Origin of the sequence: Enterobacter sp. RHBSTW-00175 (assembly GCF_013927005.1) — a bacterium.
GTDB lineage: Bacteria > Pseudomonadota > Gammaproteobacteria > Enterobacterales > Enterobacteriaceae > Enterobacter.
In genome coordinates, this window is the sequence record NZ_CP055930.1 from 4,041,466 (window position 1) to 4,060,728 (window position 19,263).

14 protein-coding genes, 2 tRNA genes and 2 other RNA genes are annotated in these 19,263 nt (G+C 55.6%); 9 read left to right on the forward strand and 9 right to left on the reverse strand.

Features of this window, described 5'->3' with window-relative positions:
* Positions 1–322 precede the first annotated feature (322 nt).
* Positions 323–724: a lysozyme inhibitor LprI family protein gene (locus HV107_RS19250; RefSeq protein ID WP_182063549.1), complete on the reverse strand. Its 402-nt coding sequence runs from the start codon at positions 722–724 to the stop codon at positions 323–325.
* Positions 725–825: 101 nt separating this feature from the next.
* The gene (putA, locus tag HV107_RS19255; protein WP_182060409.1) at positions 826–4,785 is read right to left on the reverse strand and encodes a trifunctional transcriptional regulator/proline dehydrogenase/L-glutamate gamma-semialdehyde dehydrogenase; all 3,960 of its coding nucleotides are present in this window, start codon (positions 4,783–4,785) and stop codon (positions 826–828) included.
* A gap of 422 nt (positions 4,786–5,207) precedes the next feature.
* On the opposite strand from putA, the gene putP reads away from it, so the two are divergent.
* Positions 5,208–6,716 (forward strand): sodium/proline symporter PutP, encoded by a 1,509-nt coding sequence (gene putP, locus HV107_RS19260; RefSeq protein WP_182060410.1) that lies wholly within the window; start codon positions 5,208–5,210, stop codon positions 6,714–6,716.
* Between the two features lie 115 nt (positions 6,717–6,831).
* On the forward strand, positions 6,832–7,251 hold the full coding sequence (locus tag HV107_RS19265; protein WP_182060411.1) for a DUF3574 domain-containing protein: 420 nt from the start codon (positions 6,832–6,834) through the stop codon (positions 7,249–7,251).
* Positions 7,252–7,333: 82 nt separating this feature from the next.
* On the opposite strand, the gene HV107_RS19270 is transcribed toward HV107_RS19265, so the two are convergent.
* A complete protein-coding gene (locus HV107_RS19270; RefSeq protein WP_182060412.1) occupies positions 7,334–8,518 on the reverse strand; it encodes a NupC/NupG family nucleoside CNT transporter in 1,185 nt (394 codons plus the stop codon).
* A 251-nt stretch (positions 8,519–8,769) separates the two neighbouring features.
* On the opposite strand from HV107_RS19270, the gene efeU reads away from it, so the two are divergent.
* The 4 genes from efeU to phoH all read left to right on the forward strand — a co-directional run bounded on the left by efeU (position 8,770) and on the right by phoH (position 13,351).
* On the forward strand, positions 8,770–9,603 hold the full coding sequence (efeU, locus tag HV107_RS19275) for an iron uptake transporter permease EfeU (RefSeq protein WP_182060413.1): 834 nt from the start codon (positions 8,770–8,772) through the stop codon (positions 9,601–9,603).
* A gap of 43 nt (positions 9,604–9,646) precedes the next feature.
* The gene (gene efeO, locus HV107_RS19280) at positions 9,647–10,774 is read left to right on the forward strand and encodes an iron uptake system protein EfeO (protein ID WP_182060414.1); all 1,128 of its coding nucleotides are present in this window, start codon (positions 9,647–9,649) and stop codon (positions 10,772–10,774) included.
* A gap of 5 nt (positions 10,775–10,779) precedes the next feature.
* The gene (efeB, locus tag HV107_RS19285; RefSeq protein ID WP_182063550.1) at positions 10,780–12,063 is read left to right on the forward strand and encodes an iron uptake transporter deferrochelatase/peroxidase subunit; all 1,284 of its coding nucleotides are present in this window, start codon (positions 10,780–10,782) and stop codon (positions 12,061–12,063) included.
* 499 nt (positions 12,064–12,562) lie between these two features.
* A complete protein-coding gene (gene phoH, locus HV107_RS19290) occupies positions 12,563–13,351 on the forward strand; it encodes a phosphate starvation-inducible protein PhoH (RefSeq protein WP_182063551.1) in 789 nt (262 codons plus the stop codon).
* Positions 13,352–13,582: 231 nt separating this feature from the next.
* On the opposite strand, the gene HV107_RS19295 is transcribed toward phoH, so the two are convergent.
* The 3 genes from HV107_RS19295 to HV107_RS19305 all read right to left on the reverse strand — a co-directional run bounded on the left by HV107_RS19295 (position 13,583) and on the right by HV107_RS19305 (position 15,376).
* Positions 13,583–13,670: transfer RNA gene (locus HV107_RS19295), tRNA-Ser, on the reverse strand.
* 147 nt (positions 13,671–13,817) lie between these two features.
* Entirely contained in the window at positions 13,818–14,495 is a 678-nt protein-coding gene (locus tag HV107_RS19300; RefSeq protein WP_014069728.1) for an isochorismatase family protein, read from the reverse strand.
* A 20-nt stretch (positions 14,496–14,515) separates the two neighbouring features.
* On the reverse strand, positions 14,516–15,376 hold the full coding sequence (locus HV107_RS19305; protein ID WP_182060415.1) for a pirin family protein: 861 nt from the start codon (positions 15,374–15,376) through the stop codon (positions 14,516–14,518).
* 110 nt (positions 15,377–15,486) lie between these two features.
* Between HV107_RS19305 and HV107_RS19310 the strand changes: the two genes are divergently transcribed.
* Complete coding sequence (locus HV107_RS19310) at positions 15,487–16,392, forward strand: LysR family transcriptional regulator (protein WP_182060416.1); 906 nt, start codon at positions 15,487–15,489, stop codon at positions 16,390–16,392.
* Positions 16,393–16,814: 422 nt separating this feature from the next.
* On the opposite strand, the gene HV107_RS19315 is transcribed toward HV107_RS19310, so the two are convergent.
* The 3 genes from HV107_RS19315 to HV107_RS19325 all read right to left on the reverse strand — a co-directional run bounded on the left by HV107_RS19315 (position 16,815) and on the right by HV107_RS19325 (position 17,263).
* Positions 16,815–16,950: non-coding RNA, RtT sRNA (locus HV107_RS19315), on the reverse strand.
* A gap of 44 nt (positions 16,951–16,994) precedes the next feature.
* Positions 16,995–17,131: non-coding RNA, RtT sRNA (locus tag HV107_RS19320), on the reverse strand.
* Between the two features lie 44 nt (positions 17,132–17,175).
* Positions 17,176–17,263, reverse strand: a tRNA-Ser gene (locus HV107_RS19325).
* A gap of 231 nt (positions 17,264–17,494) precedes the next feature.
* Here HV107_RS19325 and ghrA point away from each other — a divergent pair.
* Positions 17,495–18,433, forward strand: a complete 939-nt coding sequence (gene ghrA, locus HV107_RS19330; protein ID WP_182060417.1) for a glyoxylate/hydroxypyruvate reductase GhrA — start codon at positions 17,495–17,497, stop codon at positions 18,431–18,433.
* A gap of 83 nt (positions 18,434–18,516) precedes the next feature.
* Positions 18,517–19,254: a phosphatase gene (locus HV107_RS19335; protein WP_182060418.1), complete on the forward strand. Its 738-nt coding sequence runs from the start codon at positions 18,517–18,519 to the stop codon at positions 19,252–19,254.
* The last annotated feature ends 9 nt before the right edge of the window (positions 19,255–19,263 follow it).

The following is a 19,263-nucleotide window of genomic DNA, read 5'->3' on the forward strand; positions in this document are numbered from 1 at the left end:
TCCCCGATTAGCCTGGAGCAAACGCTGAGGACAAAATTGCCGGGAGCAATTTTGGACAGCGCTTGCGCTGGCCCCGAAGGGGTAAGCCCCAGGGATGGGGCGAACAATTCGCGAAGCGGCGATTTTCTTGCCGGGAGCCCGGGTCGCCAGGGTAGCGGCGGTGAGCTACCCTGGCACGTTCACCAGTATTGTGGCGACAGAGTAGCAAGGAACATAAAGTGAACGGAATGACCACCTGAGCTGTATGTTCCCCTCACCCCAGCCCTCTCCCAGGGGGAGAGGGAGTTGTCCGTGCTCGTATTTTTGTGGGGATCCCTCGCCCCTATTGGGAGAGGGCCGGGGGAAGAGGGCAGCTCAAATCGCCTTCTTCACACTGCATCATGGAAGCAAGATACGCTTCGCGCTCGACGGTTTTCTCCGTCATACACTGGTTGATGATCATGGGCTGCACGCTGCCGCCCTCAGTACCCGACCCGACAAAAGTACAATCCGCATCACGCAGGGCTATCCACGCCAGCTGTGCCTTCTTTAACAGATCGCGCTGTGGCGCTGCCGCACGTTTCATGGCGGCCTGGTAAGTCTGGTTGAGCTTCTTGTCTGCCGCCTGGTATTGCGATCCCGTGCAGGTGTTCAGCTCAAGCTGCGTGCTGGCGTTGCCGCACTCATCCGCCAGTGCGCTGGTGCTCAGCAGTAACGCGCCTGCGGCAATCAGTAATCGTTTCATCATTTGCTCCCTGTAAAAAAGCCGGATGCGCTGCGCTTATCCGGCCTGTGGTGACAGATGTCGCCCCGGTAAGCTTAGCGCCACCGGGGGATTTTACACGATTAACCGATGGTCATCAGGCTGGCGTTACCGCCTGCGGCCGCGGTATTGACGCTGAGTGAACGCTCAACGTACAGGCGCTCCAGCAGCAGGTTGGTTTCGCCACGGGCAAAGCCCTGCACCGACACAATCGGCCCACGACGCGCCGCCACCTGTTCGCACAGTTCGCGCAGCTGGTCGGAATCACCGTGGTAGATAACCGCTTCGAAGTCCTGGCTGAGCAGTTCATCGGCTTTCGCAAAGTGGATACGCGCAGACACCGCTTTCGGCAACTGCTTCGCCAGGTCGCGGTGCAGCCCATCTTCCGGCCACAGCACTTCACAACCCGTTGCCGCTGCGGCAGCCAACTGAACCAGTGCATCCTGCTCGTTATCCGCCACGCACAGCACACGCTCACGCGGCATCAGCGTCCAGGTGTTGCGCTCGCCGGTTGGCCCCGGCAGCAGACGCTGCGTACCCGCCTGCGCCAGCTCGCCGTACTGCTGAGCGATAGCACGCAGTTCAGGACGTTTTTCCGCCCAGGTAATCAGGGCTTCCAGCGGCTGGGTCAGCACGGCTTTCAGCTGTGCATCCACAGGGCGTTCCGCATCCTGACGCGCCAGCGTTACGCCCAGCGCATTTTCCGGGCGGTTGGCCAGCAGGCGATACAGGTACAGCGGGCCACCAGCTTTCGGACCGGTCCCGGATAACCCTTCGCCGCCGAACGGCTGCACGCCGACCACGGCACCTACCATGTTACGGTTCACGTACAGGTTGCCCACTTTGGCGCTGCCGGTTACCTGGGCAATGGTTTCGTCGATACGTGTATGCACGCCAAGGGTCAGGCCGTAGCCGGAGGCGTTGATCTGCTCGATCAGCTGATCCAGGTTGTTACGGTTGTAACGCACCACGTGCAGCACCGGGCCAAAGACCTCTTTTTTCAGTTCATCGAAGCTTGCCAGTTCAATCAGCGTTGGCGGAACGAAGGTACCGGTCTGCCACTCGCGCGCGTCTTCGCTGTTTTCACGCACAGCCTGAAACACCGGGCGGCCTTTGGCGCGCATCGTCTGAATGTGGTTTTCGATGTTGCCTTTGGCTTCTTCATCAATCACCGGGCCAATATCCGTGGTCAGGCGACCCGGGTTACCCATGCGGCATTCCGCCATGGCACCACGCAGCATTTTCAGCGTGTGGTCTGCCACGTCATCCTGCACACACAGCACACGCAGCGCGGAGCAACGCTGACCTGCGCTGTCGAAAGCAGAGGCCAGCACGTCAACCACCACCTGCTCGGTCAGGGCGGACGAATCAACAATCATGGCGTTCATCCCGCCGGTTTCCGCAACCAGCGGCGTCGGGCGACCCTGCGCATCCAGGCGTGTGGCGATATTACGTTGCAGCAACGTCGCCACTTCGGTAGAGCCGGTGAACATCACGCCGCGCACGCGGTTATCGGAGGTCAGTTGCGCACCCACCGTTTCACCACGGCCAGGCAGCAACTGCACCACGCCCGCCGGAACACCGGCTTCGAGCAGGATGTTGATCCCCTGGGCTGCAATCAGCGGGGTCTGTTCCGCCGGTTTAGCCAGCACGCTATTACCGGCGGCTAGTGCGGCCGCAATCTGGCCGGTGAAGATCGCCAGCGGGAAGTTCCACGGGCTGATACACACCACCGGGCCAAGCGGGCGGTGCGTTTCATTGTCAAAATCATCGCGAACCTGGCCCGCGTAATAATGCAGGAAGTCCACCGCTTCGCGCACTTCGGCAATGGCGTTACTGAAGGTTTTACCCGCTTCACGCACCAGAATACCGATAAGCTGCTGCATCTGATCTTCCATCAGCACGGCAGCGCGTTCGAGGATGGCGGCACGCTCCTGCGGCGGGGTGGCGAACCAGATTGGCGCGTTATTCACGGCACTGTCGATAGCCTGGGACACTTCCTGCTCGCTGGCTTCACGCACGTAACCGACCACATCTTTCGGCTCTGCCGGGTTAACCACGGGCTGCATTTCGCCATCAGCCACCGGCTGCTCAAGAATAGGTTTGGCCTGCCATTTATGCAGCGCGCTGTTGAGCAGGGCAGAAGAGAGCGACGCCAGACGGTGTTCGTTCGCCAGGTCCAGGCCCGACGAGTTCACGCGGCCCTGGCCATACAGCTCGCGCGGCAGGGCAATTTTCGGATGCGGCAGACCCAGCTGACCTTCCTGAGCGGCCATTTTCTCAACCGCCTGCACTGGATCGGCAACCAGCTCATCCAGCGGCAGCGTGGTGTCGGCAATACGGTTAACGAAGGAGGTGTTCGCGCCGTTTTCCAGCAGACGACGCACCAGGTACGCCAGCAGGGTTTCGTGCGTGCCCACCGGGGCATAAATACGGCACGGACGGTTCAGTTTGCCATCCGCCACTTTACCGGTGACCTGCTCGTACAGCGGTTCACCCATGCCGTGCAGGCACTGGAACTCGTACTGGCCCGGATAGTAGTTCTGCCCGGCCAGGCTGTAGATAGCCGCCAGAGTGTGGGCGTTGTGGGTGGCGAACTGCGGGTAAATCAGGTTTGGCACGCCAAGCAGTTTTTTGGCGCAGGCGAGGTAAGACACGTCGGTGTACACCTTGCGGGTATAGACCGGATACCCTTCCAGGCCATCCATCTGCGCGCGTTTAATTTCGCTGTCCCAGTACGCGCCTTTCACCAGACGGATCATCAGGCGACGACGGCTGCGGGTTGCGAGGTCAATCAGGTAATCAATGACGAACGGGCAGCGCTTCTGATAGGCCTGAATCACAAAGCCAATGCCGTTCCAGCCCGCCAGCTCCGGTTCGAAGCACAGTTTTTCCAGCAGATCGAGGGAGATCTCCAGGCGGTCGGCTTCTTCGGCGTCGATGTTGATACCAATGTCATACTGACGCGCCAGCAGGGTCAGGGACTTCAGGCGCGGGTAGAGTTCGTCCATCACGCGGTCGTACTGGGCGCGGCTGTAGCGCGGGTGCAGGGCAGACAGCTTAATAGAGATGCCCGGGCCTTCGTAAATTCCACGGCCATTGGAAGCTTTACCTATAGCGTGGATCGCCTGCTGGTAAGACACCATATACGCCTGTGCATCGGCGGCGGTCAGGGCCGCTTCGCCCAGCATGTCGTAAGAGTAGCGGAAACCTTTGTCTTCCAGCTTACGGGCATTCGCCAGCGCTTCGGCAATGGTTTCCCCGGTTACGAACTGTTCGCCCATCAGGCGCATCGCCATGTCCACACCTTTGCGGATCAGCGGTTCACCGCTCTTGCCGATGATGCGGTTCAGGGAAAGAGAGAGGTTGGCTTCGTTATGGGTAGACACCAGCTTGCCGGTAAACAGCAGGCCCCAGGTGGCGGCGTTAACGAACAGCGACGGGCTGCGGCCAATGTGCGACTGCCAGTTACCGTTGCTGATTTTGTCGCGGATCAGCGCATCGCGGGTGGCTTTATCCGGAATACGCAGCAGCGCTTCCGCCAGGCACATCAGCGCCACGCCTTCCTGTGAGGAGAGCGAAAACTCCTGGAGCAGGCTCTGTACCATACCGGCGCGGCCAGAGGCAGTTTTCTGGTTACGCAGCTTTTCAGCAAGCTGATACGCCAGCTTGTGCGCCTGGGTGGCGATGGGTTCTGGCAGGCGGGCCTGCTCCAGCAGCATAGGGACGGCGTCGGTTTCGGCGCGGCGGTAGGCTCCGGTGATCGCGGCGCGGCTCACGGACTGCGGCAGGATCTGCTCGGCAAATTCGAGGAACGGCTGGTGGTTCTCTTCGGCGGCGGCAGATTCTTCGCTTTCATTGGCCGCACCGCTCAGCAGGGCTGGCAGCTCTGGTAATCCGTCTTCGTTTTCCAGTCTTTCCAGATAATTAAAAATTGCCTGCTTAATTAACCAGTGCGGTGTGCGGTCAATGCGGGTTGCTGCGGTTTTAATCCGTTCGCGGGTTGCGTCATCCAGCTTAACCCCCATGGTGGTCATGCCCATGCCAAAACTCCTGTTGTTCTGTGTTCGTGTTCTGTTGATAGCGTGAAATATCCACCATGTTGCAACTTTGTGCAACCGTGTTAAATGTGACACGGTTTGCAAGCTTGGAAATGAATGGATTGTTAATGGATGGTTAGCTGGAAAAAATAGCTGGCTTATGGTGCGAAAGCCTGTTTTTATGCGGCACTTAACACTTTTGAAAGGTGCAACCCGTAAAAGCGTGAGCGAGTGCAACCTATACGAAAGACGTATAAAACCAGGGATGAATTTGATGTAAATGCAGTGTTAAATCGTTTGTGTGCGAGCACTGCTTCCGGCAGGATACGCGCGGCCAACAGAAATACACATCATCATCACCCCGTTCCGGTGATGTAATAAAAGACAGCCGGGAAGGTTGTCGATCAAATTATTGGAGTCTTTAAATGGCAATTAGCACACCGATGCTGGTGACATTTCTTATCTATATTTTTGGCATGATCCTGATAGGTTTTTTGGCCTGGCGATCAACGAAGAACTTTGACGACTATATTCTGGGCGGGCGCAGTTTAGGGCCGATGGTAACCGCACTCTCTGCGGGCGCATCGGACATGAGCGGCTGGCTGCTGATGGGCTTACCGGGTGCGATTTTCATCTCCGGTATTTCAGAAAGCTGGATCGCGATTGGCCTGACCCTGGGCGCATGGATTAACTGGAAGCTGGTGGCGGGCCGCCTGCGTGTGCATACCGAGGCGAACAACAATGCCCTGACCCTGCCGGATTACTTCTCCGGGCGCTTTGAAGATAACAGCCGCGTGCTGCGTATTATCTCGGCTCTGGTTATCCTGGTGTTCTTCACCATCTATTGTGCTTCCGGCATTGTGGCCGGTGCGCGTCTGTTCGAAAGCACCTTCGGCATGAGCTATGAAACGGCGCTGTGGGCCGGTGCGGCGGCGACGATCCTGTATACCTTCGTGGGCGGTTTCCTGGCAGTGAGCTGGACTGACACCGTACAGGCGAGCCTGATGATCTTCGCGCTTATCCTGACGCCAGTGATTGTGATTTTCACCGTCGGCGGCTTTGCGGACTCCCTGGAAGTTATTAAACAAAAGAGCATCGAAAACGTCGATATGCTGAAAGGACTGAACTTTGTCGCGATTGTATCGCTGATGGGTTGGGGCCTGGGCTACTTTGGTCAGCCGCATATTCTGGCGCGCTTTATGGCCGCTGATTCTCACCACACCATTGTTCATGCGCGTCGTATCAGTATGACCTGGATGATCCTCTGCCTGGCAGGGGCGTGTGCGGTAGGCTTCTTCGGTATCGCGTACTTCAACAATAACCCGGCGCAGGCGGGTGCGGTGAACCAGAACGCCGAGCGCGTGTTTATCGAGCTGGCGCAAATTCTGTTTAACCCGTGGATTGCCGGTATTCTGCTGTCGGCGATTCTGGCGGCGGTGATGTCGACCCTGAGCTGCCAGCTGCTGGTGTGCTCCAGTGCCATTACGGAAGACCTGTACAAAGCGTTCCTGCGTAAAGATGCGAGCCAGAAAGAGCTGGTGTGGGTAGGGCGCTTTATGGTGCTGGTAGTGGCATTGATTGCCATTGCGCTGGCGGCCAACCCGAGCAACCGCGTTCTGGGCCTGGTAAGCTATGCGTGGGCGGGCTTTGGTGCCGCGTTTGGCCCGGTAGTGCTGTTCTCGGTACTGTGGTCACGCATGACCCGTAACGGCGCGCTGGCTGGCATGATTATTGGTGCGGTGACGGTTATCGTCTGGAAACAGTTCGCGTGGCTGGGCCTGTACGAAATCATCCCTGGCTTTATCTTCGGCAGCGTCGGGATCGTGGTGTTCAGCCTGCTGGGTAAAGCACCGTCTGCGGCGATGCAAAAACGCTTTGCAGAAGCGGACGCGCATTACCACACGGCACCGCCATCAAAATTACAGCCTGAATAAGTAGTACCTCCCTCCTGTAGGCCGGGTAAGCGCAAGCGCCACCCGGCTTTTTTCTTGCTAAATTCCGCAATTTACGCTGATATCGCTGTGCTTATAACAATGAGGATAGCGAAGTATGACAATCAAAACAGGGCTTATGGTGGCGGCACTTTTCATGCTGGCAGGCTGTAACGCACCCGCGCACAACACCACAGACACCACCTGCAAAGTGGATAACCAGATGCAGCAAACCACGCTCTATTTCGGCCTGAGCCGCCCGGCAGGGAAAGACATTACCGGCCAGGAGTGGCAGCAGTTTGTTGACCAGGACGTAACCCCGCGCTTTCGCGATGGCCTGACGGTATTTGATGCCCGTGGGCAGTGGCTGGGTAATGACGGGAAAGTGGCGCGTGAGCAGAGCAAGGCGCTGATGCTAATCCACGGTAAGGATGCCGTGAGTGAGCAGAATATCGAAGCGTTACGTGGGCTCTACAAGTCACGCTTTGCGCAGGAATCGGTGATGCGTGTCGATCAGCCGGTGTGCGTACAGTTTTAATGAAAAACGGCGGGGAAACCCGCCGTTATTGTTTCGTAGGCCCGTGCAAGCGAAGCGCCGCCGGGCACAAACGGCTCAAAAATTACAACACTAATCCCGCAAAGCTCGCCGACAGCAAACTGACCAGTGTCGCACCGTACACCAGACGCAACCCGAAGCGGGACACGGTGTTCCCCTGCTGTTCATTCAGGCCCTTAATGGCGCCTGCAACAATGCCGATAGAAGCAAAGTTGGCGAAAGAGACCAGGAACACGGACAAGATACCCAGACCGCGCGGGGTCATCTGGTGCGCAATTTTTTGCAGCTCGATCATCGCCACAAATTCATTGGCAACCAGCTTCGTGGCCATAATACTGCCCGCATTTAAGGCATCACTCAGTGGAATACCAATCAGCCACGCCAGAGGATAAAACACATAACCCAGGATCTGCTGGAAGCTCATACCAAATACGCTGGAGAACAGGGCGTTGACCGCGCTAATAAGCGCGATAAAGCCAATCAGCATAGCCAGAATAATCATCGCCACTTTAAAACCGGCCAGAATATACTCACCCAGCATTTCAAAGAAGCTCTGGGATTCGTGCATTTTTTCCAGTTTGATATCCGGCTCCGCTTCCGGGCGTGCCGGGTTGATGACGGAGAGAATAATAAAGGTGCTGAGCATATTGAGAATGAGCGCCGCGACGACAAATTTTGCATCCAGCATGGTCATATACGCGCCGACAATCGATAACGACACGGTAGACATCGCGGTGGCGGCCATCGTAAACAGACGGCGGGAGGAGAGGTCGCCCAGGATCCCTTTGTAAGCAATGAAGTTTTCAGACTGCCCGAGGATCAGTGAACTGACGGCGTTAAAGGACTCCAGTTTCCCCATCCCGTTCACTTTCGACAGCAATGTCCCGATAATGCGAATAAACACAGGCAGAATTCGCCAGTGCTGGAGAATACCAATCAGCGCCGAAATAAAAATAATCGGGCAAAGAACGCCGAGGAAAATGAACGCCAGCCCTTTTTCACCCATTCCGCCAAAGACGAAATTCGTCCCTTCTGAGGCAAATTTAAGCAGCGATTCAAAGAAGCCAGAGACATATTTAATCAGGAAAAGACCGCTTTCGGCATGAAGGAAAAAGAATGCCAGGGCAATTTCAATAATAATAAGCTGTAAAACGAAGCGAATACGAATTTTTCGGCGGTCAAAACTCACCAGCCAGGCAAGCGCAAGAATAATCACCAGCGCCAGCAGGAAGTGGATAATATTATACATGGTTAGTTTTCAGTTGGTTTTCGAGTCACATATTTAGCCACAGCTGTGTTTAACCGTAAATGGGCATTTACGTTATAAGTTATAAACACAACGATAACGACGGAAACTATTAACAGGCGAGCGGTTTACATCTCTTCATCAAAACACAACACATTTCGCTTGTGTTTCTCTTCTCCGTAATGATAATCACTATCACAAGAATTTACCTTTCTTTGCATCAGTTGACTGCGATTAACAATTAAGGTGTCGGCATGTTTGTTCCATTTCTCATTATGTTACGTGAAGGCCTTGAAGCTGCCTTAATCGTGAGTCTTATCGCAAGCTACCTGAAGCGAACCCAGCGCGGACGCTGGATTGGCGTGATGTGGATTGGCGTTTTCCTCGCCGCAGCGCTCTGCCTTGGGCTTGGCATCCTCATCAACGAAACCACCGGTGAGTTCCCGCAGAAAGAGCAAGAGCTGTTCGAAGGCATCGTTGCCGTTATTGCGGTGGTGATCCTGACCTGGATGGTGTTCTGGATGCGCAAAGTGTCCCGTAACGTGAAAGTTCAGCTGGAGCAGGCGGTCGATAACGCCCTGCAAAAAAGCAACAACCACGGCTGGGCGCTGATCATGATGGTCTTTTTCGCCGTTGCGCGTGAAGGCCTGGAATCGGTCTTTTTCCTGCTGGCTGCGTTCCAGCAGGATGTGGGGATCTGGCCGCCGCTCGGTGCAATGCTGGGGCTGGCAACGGCGGTGGTGCTCGGTTTCCTGCTGTACTGGGGCGGTATTCGCCTGAACCTGGGCGTGTTCTTCAAGTGGACGAGCCTGTTTATTCTGCTGGTTGCCGCAGGGCTGGCCGCGGGCGCAATCCGCGCCTTCCACGAAGCGGGGCTGTGGAACCACTTCCAGGATGTCGCGTTTGACCTGAGCAATGTGCTCTCTACGCACTCCCTGACCGGAACCCTGCTCGAAGGGATCTTCGGGTATCAGGAGACACCGAGCGTCAGCGAAGTGGCGATGTACTTTATCTATCTGGTTCCGGCGCTGGTGCTGTTCGCGCTGCCGCCGCGTGCCCGCACCCAGGCGTCGCATACCGCGCCGTAATGGGTTTGGTGTAGTTACAACATACTTTTAAAAGGGAAGAGTCATGGCAATTCAGTTTCGTCGTAGTGCGTTACGCGCAGGCATTGCCGCGCTGTTCGCTTCTGCATTCTCCGCGCAGGCAGCCGATATTCCGCAGGTTAAAATCACTGTGAATGACAAACAGTGTGAGCCGATGAGCGTCACGGTGAACAGCGGTAAAACGCAGTTTATTATTCAGAACCACAGCCAGAAAGCGCTGGAATGGGAAATCCTCAAAGGCGTGATGGTCGTGGAAGAGCGTGAAAACATCGCCCCGGGCTTTAGCCAGAAAATGACGGCTAACCTGCAACCTGGCGAATACGACATGACCTGTGGCCTGCTGACCAACCCGAAAGGCAAGCTGATTGTTAAAGGTGAAGCCACGGCGGATGCTGCGAAAGGTGAAGCCCTGCTGAGCCTGGGCGACGCGATTACCGCCTATAAAGCCTATGTCACCAAAGAGACGGCGGACCTGGTTGCAGGCACCAAAGCCTTTACCGATGCGGTGAAAGCGGGCGATCTCGAAAAAGCGAAATCCCTGTATGCGCCAACCCGTCAGCACTACGAGCGTATTGAACCTATTGCTGAACTGTTCTCTGACCTGGATGGCAGCATCGATGCCCGTGAAGATGACTACGAGCAGAAAGCCGCCGATCCTAAGTTCACCGGTTTCCACCGTCTGGAAAAAGCGCTGTTTGGCGATAACTCCACCAAAGGGATGGAGAAGTACGCTGAGCAGCTGAACACCGACGTGCTGGAGCTGCAAAAACGTATTAGCGAGCTGGCTTTCCCGCCATCTAAAGTGGTGGGCGGCGCAGCGGGTCTGATTGAAGAAGTGGCGGCGAGCAAAATCAGCGGTGAAGAAGACCGTTACAGCCACACTGACCTGTGGGACTTCCAGGCCAATGTCGATGGCGCGCAGAAAATTGTCTCTCTGCTGCGTCCGCAGTTGCAGAAAGAGAACAGCGAGCTGCTGGCGAAAGTGGATGCCAACTTCAAGAAAGTCGACACCATTCTGGCGAAATATCGCACCAAAGACGGCTTCGAAACCTACGACAAACTGACCGATGCTGACCGTAATGCGCTGAAAGGCCCAATTACGACCCTGGCAGAAGATCTGTCTCAGCTGCGTGGCGTACTGGGTCTGGACTAAGCATGATGAACAAGCAAGACGAGTTCGACGTAGCTGAACCTTCGCGACGTCGTTTACTGAAAGGGGTAGGGGCGCTGGGTGGCGCACTTGCCCTGGCAGGTGGATGCCCGGTGGCCCATGCGGCTAAACCGCAAAGTGCTCCCGGCACGGTATCCCCCAATGCCCGAATGGAAACGCAGCCTTTCTATGGCGCGCACCAGTCGGGCATTCTGACGCCGCAGCAGGCCTCCATGATGCTGGTGGCGTTTGATTCGCTGGCCAGTGATAAAGCCGACCTGGAGCGCCTGTTTCGCCTGCTGACAACGCGTATCGCGTTTCTCACCGCAGGCGGCCCGGCACCGCAAACGCCTAACCCGCGTCTTCCGCCGATGGACTCCGGTATTCTGGGGCCGTTTATCGCCCCGGATAACCTGACCATTACCGTGTCGCTGGGTGAGTCGCTGTTCGATGAACGCTATGGCCTGACGAAGCACAAACCGAAATCACTGCAAAAAATGACGCGATTCCCGAATGATTCGCTTGATGCGGCGCTGTGCCACGGCGATCTGCTTCTTCAGATTTGTGCGAACACGCAGGATACGGTGATCCACGCCCTGCGCGATATCATCAAGCACACGCCGGATCTGCTGAGTGTGCGCTGGAAGCGGGAAGGATTTATCTCTGACCACGCTGCGCGCAGCAAAGGGAAGGAGACACCGGTCAACCTGCTTGGCTTTAAGGATGGCACTGCCAACCCGGACAGCAGCAATGCTGCATTGATGAAAGATGTGGTCTGGGTGACGGCCGATCAGGGCGAGCCTGCGTGGGCCGTTGGCGGCAGCTATCAGGCGGTGCGTATTATTCAGTTCCACGTGGAGTTCTGGGATCGCACGCCGCTCAAAGAGCAGCAGACCATTTTTGGCCGTGACAAGCAAAGCGGTGCGCCGCTGGGCATGAAAAACGAGCACGATGTGCATGATTACAGCGCCGACCCGAACGGTGACACCATCGCGCTGGACAGCCATATTCGCCTGGCGAACCCGCGTACCAAAGAGACGCAGTCCAGCCTGATGATGCGCCGTGGTTACAGCTATTCGCTGGGGGTGACCAACTCTGGTCAGCTGGATATGGGGCTGCTGTTTGTCTGTTATCAGCATGACCTGGAGAAGGGCTTCTTAACCGTGCAGAAGCGGTTAAATGGTGAAGCGCTGGAAGAGTACATTAAGCCTGTCGGCGGCGGCTATTTCTTTGCCCTGCCTGGGCCGCGCGACCAAAACGCGTATCTCGCTCAAGGGCTTATTGAAGCCTGATAATTGTCCCTGCGATAGTTCGCGGGGACATTATTTTTTCATATGACTATCCATCTGTTATATTTCTGTAATATTCCTGTATGAGACTGATTTCACCTGTAGGGACAGTCTTAAAGTTGCATCAAAGTAAAATAAATGTTGCATTTATGATAAACCTTGATGTACTTAATATAAGACAGCGGTAGTTCCCGGCAGTGATGCTGAATCACTATGGAGATCGCGAATGGTTGCGTCCTATACTGGACATGGTAAACATAACAACCGCAGCACCCGGCGCGGAGGCTCAGACTCCGGCAGCGATTTCCTCACCACTAAATTCTCCTCATCTTCTCCAGAATCTCCTTCGACCGACGTGCAAAATGGTGCGCGTAGCCGTTCTGTATCGTCATCCGATAAAGCAAGCAATGGCTTACAAGGAAGCCAACCCTCTGATGTTCGTGCGCATAATCGTGCTGAAACTGGCGCGTGTGATGAATACCAACAACTCAAGGTGCTATCCATGGGAAGACAAAAAGCAGTGATCAAAGCTCGTCGCGAAGCAAAACGTGTGCTGAGACGGGATTCACGTAGCCATAAACAACGTGAAGAAGAATCGGTCACCTCGCTTGTGCAGATGAGTGGCGTTGAAGCAATTGGCATGGCGCGGGACAGCCGTGATACTTCTCCAATTGTGGCGCGCAATGAAGCTCAGGCGCACTACCTGAATGCTATCGAGAGTAAACAGCTCATCTTTGCAACCGGTGAAGCCGGATGCGGGAAAACCTGGATTAGTGCAGCCAAAGCGGCGGAGGCTCTGATCCATAAGGACGTGGACAGGATTATTGTCACCCGTCCGGTACTGCAAGCTGATGAAGATCTCGGCTTCTTGCCCGGAGACATTTCGGAAAAGTTTGCCCCGTACTTCAGGCCCGTCTACGACGTGCTGGTGAAACGACTGGGTGCATCCTTTATGCAGTACTGCCTGCGACCAGAGATTGGCAAGGTGGAAATCGCGCCGTTCGCCTATATGCGCGGACGTACATTTGAAAATGCGGTCGTGATTCTTGACGAGGCTCAGAACGTGACTGCTGCGCAAATGAAGATGTTCTTAACGCGCCTCGGGGAAAATGTGACGGTTATCGTCAACGGCGATATTACCCAATGCGATCTGCCATCCGGTGTGAAATCTGGCCTGAGCGATGCGATGTCACGTTTTGAGGAAGATGAGATGATTGGGGTGGTTCGCTTTACCAAAGATGACTGCGTGCGGTCGGCCCTTTGCCAGCGCACGCTGAACGCGTACTACTGAGTTAGCTGTTGTGTTCAAGGCCCGGGAGACCGGGCTTTGTTTTTTTGTGCAGCCTTCACGCCTGGTGGCGCTGCGCTTACCAGGCCTACAGGTAAGGTTTCAATATCGTAGGTCGGGTAAGCATAGCGACACCCGACATAAACACCGCAGAAGTCCTAAAGGTTCGAATCCCCCTGGCGGAGATCCAAAAGAAAAAAGCCCGTACTTTCGTACGAGCTCTCATCTCAAATATGGCGGTGAGGGGGGGATTCGAACCCCCGATACGTTGCCGTATACACACTTTCCAGGCGTGCTCCTTCAGCCACTCGGACACCTCACCATATTGTATTGTTGCCTGACCGCTTGGGGGGCAACGGGGCGCTACTATAGGGAGTTGCGCTAAAACGGTCAAGCAGATTTTCTGCTTTAGTGCTTGTTCGGTTAAGCAATAATCAGCTCCACGGTGTTTATGCCGTGGAGCGAGTCATTACCGCTGTGAATCGAGCACTTCGCTGTGCTTCACCACGTCCTGCGCTTTGCTGTAACTCTCAATCAGCAACTGATAAGCAGGGAAGATGTGTGTGTACACCTCAGCCCACTCGGCGGCATCTTCACGGTTCCATGTGCGCTGAATTTCAGATGCGACAGCCGCCGTATCCATCGGCACAACACCCGCCTGTACCACACGGGCCAGAGTTATCTCCTGGGCCATTTTGCTGTAGGTGCCTGACGCATCAATAACCGCAAACACTTTATAGCCGTCGGCCACCGCGCTGATTGACGGAAACGCCATGCAAACACTGGTGATGGTGCCCGCAATGATCAGTGTCTTGCGTCCGGTCGCCTTAACGGCAGCGACAAACTCCGGGTTGTCCCAGGCGTTGATTTCGCCTTTACGTGCCACATATTGCGCATGAGGCGCATTAGCGTGGATCTCCGGGATCAGCGGGCCGTTCGGCCCCTGTGGAACGGACGCGGTGGTAATCACCGGGATCTTCGCCAGGGTCGCGATTTTTGCCAGCGCTGCCGCACGGGCACGCAGTTCCGGCATCGGCATATCACCAACGGTCTGGAATAGCCCGCTCTGATGATCAATAAGCAACATGACCGCATCGTTCACATCAATGACCGGGCGTGCTCCATTAAAATTCGCAGGTGTAGACATTTTCTTCTCCTTTATTACGATCAGATCTGGCCGAAGCGGCCTGAGTTAAAATCGCTAATGGCTTCAGCGATTTCGGCTTTACTGTTCATCACAAATGGGCCATAGCCCACAATCGGCTCATTCAGCGGTTCCCCGGCCATCAGCAGCACTTTGGCATCACGGCTAGCTTCCAGATGCAGCTTCTCTCCTTGCTGACTCAGGACGACAAGCTGAGCTTCTCCCGCCTGCGCAGTGCCGTTTACCGTGACGTTGCCTTCAAGCACAACCAGTGCGGTGCTCCAGCCTTCGGGCAGATTGAGCGTAAGGTGGCTTCCCTGACGCAGCGTGATGTCCCATACATTCAGTGGTGAGAACGTATGTGCAGGGCCAGTGACGTCACCGTATCGCCCGGCGATAACGCGCAGGTCGCCGCCGTTATCAGGTAATGCCACCACTGGGATCGTGTCGCGGGTGATGCTCTGATACCCCGGTGCCGCCATTTTGTCTTTAGCGGGCAGGTTGACCCACAGCTGCATCATCTTGAGCTCGCCCCCTTTCTGCGCAAAACCACTGGAGTGGAACTCCTCATGCAGAATGCCGGAGCCGGCAGTCATCCACTGCACATCACCGGGGCCAATTACGCCGCCTTTACCGGTTGAATCGCGATGCTCTACTTCGCCGGAATAAACGATAGTGACCGTTTCAAACCCGCGATGAGGGTGTTCCCCCACGCCACGTTTTTCGCCATCCGCCGGGAAGGTATGCGGGCCAGCGTAATCCAGCAGCAGGAATGGGCTGAGCGGCTCGCCGTGAGTCTGGTAAGAGAACATTGAACGAACCGGAAACCCATCACCAACCCAGTGCTGACGCGGTGCGGTATAAACGCCTGTAACATTTTTCATGGCTATCTCCTGATGTTCTGTTGATGTTTATTAGCTTATATTCAGGTTTAATATCCCGGTAGACAGTGAAAATGACATTCACTGTTCTTTAAATGGAACGATGAGGTTTTATGCAGGATCTCAATGACTTCGTGTGGTTTGTGAAGGTGGTCGACTACGGCGGTTTCGCGGCTGCCGGGCGGGCGCTCGATCAGCCAAAATCAAAACTGAGCCGCCGCATCGCCCAGCTTGAAGAGCGGCTCGGGGTGCGGTTAATCCAGCGCACCACGCGCCAGTTTACCGTTACCGAAGTGGGCCAGACCTTTTATCAACACTGTAAAGCGATGCTGGTGGAAGCCGAGGCGGCGGAAGAGGCGGTCGCTGCATTGCAGGCTGAGCCGCGCGGTATTGTCAGGATCACCTGCCCGGTGACATTGCTGCACGTACACGTGGGGCCGATGCTGGCGCGCTTTATGGCAAAATATCCGGGAATTAACCTCCAGCTTGAAGCCACCAATCGTCGCGTGGATCTGGTGGGCGAGGGGATCGATATCGCAATCCGCGTGCGTCCGCGTCCGTTTGATGACAGCGACCTGGTTTTACGGGTGCTTGCCGACAGGGGGCACTGTCTGGTGGCCGGGCCTGATTTGATTCAGCGTCTGGGGAAACCGGTTATGCCGTCAGAGCTGAGCCAATGGCCGGGGTTGAGTATGGGGGAGGGGAGGCAGGTTCATAAATGGGATTTGACCGGCCCGCAGGGGGCAAAAGCAGAGATTCACTATGCCCCGCGTTTTATCACGACTGATATGCTGGCCCTGCGGGAAGCGGCAATGGCTGGTGTGGGCGTGGTGCAGCTTCCTATTTTGATGGTGAAAGACCAGCTTGCAACAGGGGAGCTGGTTCGTGTGCTGGATGAATGGGAGCCGCGCCGGGAAGTCATTCATGCGGTGTATCCGTCAAGGCGCGGGCTATTGCCATCGGTGAGGACGCTGGTGGATTTTCTGACGGATGAGTATGCGCGGATGGTGGAGGAGTAGTAGTTCCCCAGTAATTTTTGTCTTTATGAAGCGATGATATTACGCCATGGAAATAAAAGACTTACCGCGGCTCCATGGTCCGGCTGAAAATCGCTGAGGCGTTTCCTGCAGGCCGGGGCGAGGCGCATGGATGCGCCGAGAGGGCGCGACTTGCATGGACGCTGCATCGCGCCCGACCCGAAAGCCGAAGGAATAAGCTGAGGGTATCGCGTAGCGACGATTTTCTTGCCGGGAGCCCGGGTCGCCAGGGTGGTGGCGATTGAGCCACCCTGGCACGTTCACCAGTAATGTGGTGACAGAGTAGCAAGGAACATAAAGTGAACGGAATGACTACCTTAGCTGTATGTTCCCCATCTCCCCAAGAGAAGAGGGAGTCATTCGTGCACGCATTTTTCGTGGGGCTCAGACCGCACCGGGTCGCATATAGCACCGGGGGGGATTGACTCGCTTCGCTCGCCCTTCGGGCAGATTCCTCGCAGGCTCGTCATCTGTCCAACTGGCTGCGCCAGTTGTCGAACCCCGGTCGGGGATTCTCATCCCCCCCTTTCGGAGAATATAAAAGAAAAAAGCCCGTACTTTCGTACGAGCTCTCATCTCGAATATGGCGGTGAGGGGGGGATTGACTCGCTTCGCTCGCCCTTCGGGCAGCCTGTTCGCTGCGCTCTCAGTCTGTCCAACTGGCTGCGCCAGTTGTCGAACCCCGGTCGGGGATTCTCATCCCCCCCTTTCGGAGAATATAAAAGAAAAAAGCCCGTACTTTCGTACGAGCTCTCATCTCAAATATGGCGGTGAGGGGGGGATTCGAACCCCCGATACGTTGCCGTATACACACTTTCCAGGCGTGCTCCTTCAGCCACTCGGACACCTCACCATATTGTCATCCCGTTGTTGCCGGGACGGGCGCTAATGTAAGGAAAACCCGAACTGCCGTCAATCAACTTTTTCAGTTAATTAGCGTGTTTAGACAAACTTCAAACAACCTGATTCCGAAATGTGCGGAAAGCGGTTTTTTTATCAACAACGCAAATGCCAGTAAATTTGGTATGCTGGCAATCCAGTTGAAAACGAAAACAAAATCGCGCAATAAAAGGCAGAAATCGCTATGGATATTATCTTTTATCACCCAACTTTTGATACGGCTTACTGGATTGATGCACTGTCGGCAGCATTGCCGGGCGCGCGCGTTCGCGAGTGGAAACGGGGTGATCATGAACATGCCGACTACGCGCTGGTGTGGCATCCGCCAGTAGAGATGCTCCAGGGCCGAGAACTGAAAGCCGTCTTCGCACTTGGGGCGGGCGTGGATTCGATCCTGAGTAAGCTGAAAGCGCATCCAGAGATGTTGCCTGAACATATCCCGCTGTTCCGACTGGAAGATACCGGAATGGGCCAGCAAATGCAGGAATATGCCGTGAGCCAGGTTCTGCACTGGTTCCGCCGTTTTGATGATTACCAGGCCTTCAAACAGCAATCCCACTGGGAGCCGTTGCCAGATTATCACCGCGAAGATTTTACCATCGGTATTCTGGGGGCTGGCGTGCTTGGCTCAAAAGTGGCAGAAGCACTTGCCCCGTGGGGTTTCCCTCTGCGTTGCTGGAGCCGCAGCCGTAAAGATTATCCTGGAGTGGAAAGCTTTGCCGGAACAGACGAACTCCCGGCCTTCCTGAAAGGCACCCGCGTGCTGATTAACCTGCTGCCTAATACTGCGGAAACGGTGGGGATCATCAACAAAGCGCTTCTGAACCAACTAGCGGATCAGAGCTATTTAATGAATCTGGCACGCGGTGTTCACCTGGTCGAGTCTGATCTGCTGGCGGCGCTGGACAGCGGCAAACTCAAAGGCGCGATGCTGGATGTCTATAGCCGCGAACCGCTGCCAACGGAAAGCCCGCTTTGGGCGCATCCTCGCGTAGCCATGACGCCGCACGTTGCCGCAGTCACGCGTCCGGCGGAGGCAGTAGCCTATATATCCCATACCATCAGTGAGATGGAGCAGGGCAACACCGTTACCGGGCAGGTCGACAGACAGCGCGGTTACTAAGAGAAACCCGGCGTTCGCCGGGTTTTTGCTAATATTCGCCGCTGATAACTGCTATCCTTGGGAAAACAGCAGAGGAGAGAAAGATGTATCCCGTTGACCTGCACATGCACACCGTCGCCAGTACCCACGCCTATAGCACCCTCCATGACTACATCGCGCAAGCAAAGCTAAAAGGCATCAAGCTTTTTGCGATAACCGATCACGGTCCTGATATGGCTGATGCTCCGCACTACTGGCATTTTGTGAATATGCGCATCTGGCCACGGCTGGTTGAAGGTGTCGGGATCCTTCGCGGCATCGAAGCGAACATTAAGAACACTGACGGTGAAATCGACTGCACCGGCCCGATGCTGACCTCGCTGGATCTGATTATTGCGGGCTTCCATGAGCCTGTTTTCGCTCCGCAGGATAAAGAAACAAATACAAAGGCGATGATCGCCGCTATTGCCAGCGGCAACGTGCATATCATCAGCCACCCAGGGAACCCTAAGTACCCGATTGATATTCAGGCTGTTGCTCAGGCGGCAGCAAAACACCGCGTAGCACTGGAAATTAATAACTCCTCATTTGTTCACTCGCGCAAAGGCAGCGAGGCCAACTGCCGCGAAGTGGCTGCTGCGGTTCGTGATGCAGGAGGTATGGTCGCGCTCGGGTCTGACTCGCACACTGCCTTTACGCTCGGCGATTTCGGCGAGTGCCTGAAAGTGCTTAATGACGTTGGTTTCCCGGAAGGGCAGATCCTGAACGTGACGCCACGCCGGATGCTCGACTTCCTGGAATCGCGCGGGATGCCGCGTATTGATGAATTTGCCGATCTTTAATTGTGTAAT

Coding starts and splice junctions, on each gene's coding strand:
- HV107_RS19250 (WP_182063549.1), bottom strand. CDS start 724: ATGAAACGATTACTGATTGCCGCAGGCGCGTTACTGCTGAGCACCAGC.
- HV107_RS19305 (WP_182060415.1), bottom strand. CDS start 15,376: ATGAAAAATGTTACAGGCGTTTATACCGCACCGCGTCAGCACTGGGTT.
- HV107_RS19335 (WP_182060418.1), top strand. CDS start 18,517: ATGTATCCCGTTGACCTGCACATGCACACCGTCGCCAGTACCCACGCC.
- HV107_RS19270 (WP_182060412.1), bottom strand. CDS start 8,518: ATGTATAATATTATCCACTTCCTGCTGGCGCTGGTGATTATTCTTGCG.
- HV107_RS19310 (WP_182060416.1), top strand. CDS start 15,487: ATGCAGGATCTCAATGACTTCGTGTGGTTTGTGAAGGTGGTCGACTAC.
- efeU (WP_182060413.1), top strand. CDS start 8,770: ATGTTTGTTCCATTTCTCATTATGTTACGTGAAGGCCTTGAAGCTGCC.
- putA (WP_182060409.1), bottom strand. CDS start 4,785: ATGGGCATGACCACCATGGGGGTTAAGCTGGATGACGCAACCCGCGAA.
- HV107_RS19265 (WP_182060411.1), top strand. CDS start 6,832: ATGACAATCAAAACAGGGCTTATGGTGGCGGCACTTTTCATGCTGGCA.
- HV107_RS19300 (WP_014069728.1), bottom strand. CDS start 14,495: ATGTCTACACCTGCGAATTTTAATGGAGCACGCCCGGTCATTGATGTG.
- efeB (WP_182063550.1), top strand. CDS start 10,780: ATGAACAAGCAAGACGAGTTCGACGTAGCTGAACCTTCGCGACGTCGT.
- ghrA (WP_182060417.1), top strand. CDS start 17,495: ATGGATATTATCTTTTATCACCCAACTTTTGATACGGCTTACTGGATT.
- efeO (WP_182060414.1), top strand. CDS start 9,647: ATGGCAATTCAGTTTCGTCGTAGTGCGTTACGCGCAGGCATTGCCGCG.
- putP (WP_182060410.1), top strand. CDS start 5,208: ATGGCAATTAGCACACCGATGCTGGTGACATTTCTTATCTATATTTTT.
- phoH (WP_182063551.1), top strand. CDS start 12,563: ATGGGAAGACAAAAAGCAGTGATCAAAGCTCGTCGCGAAGCAAAACGT.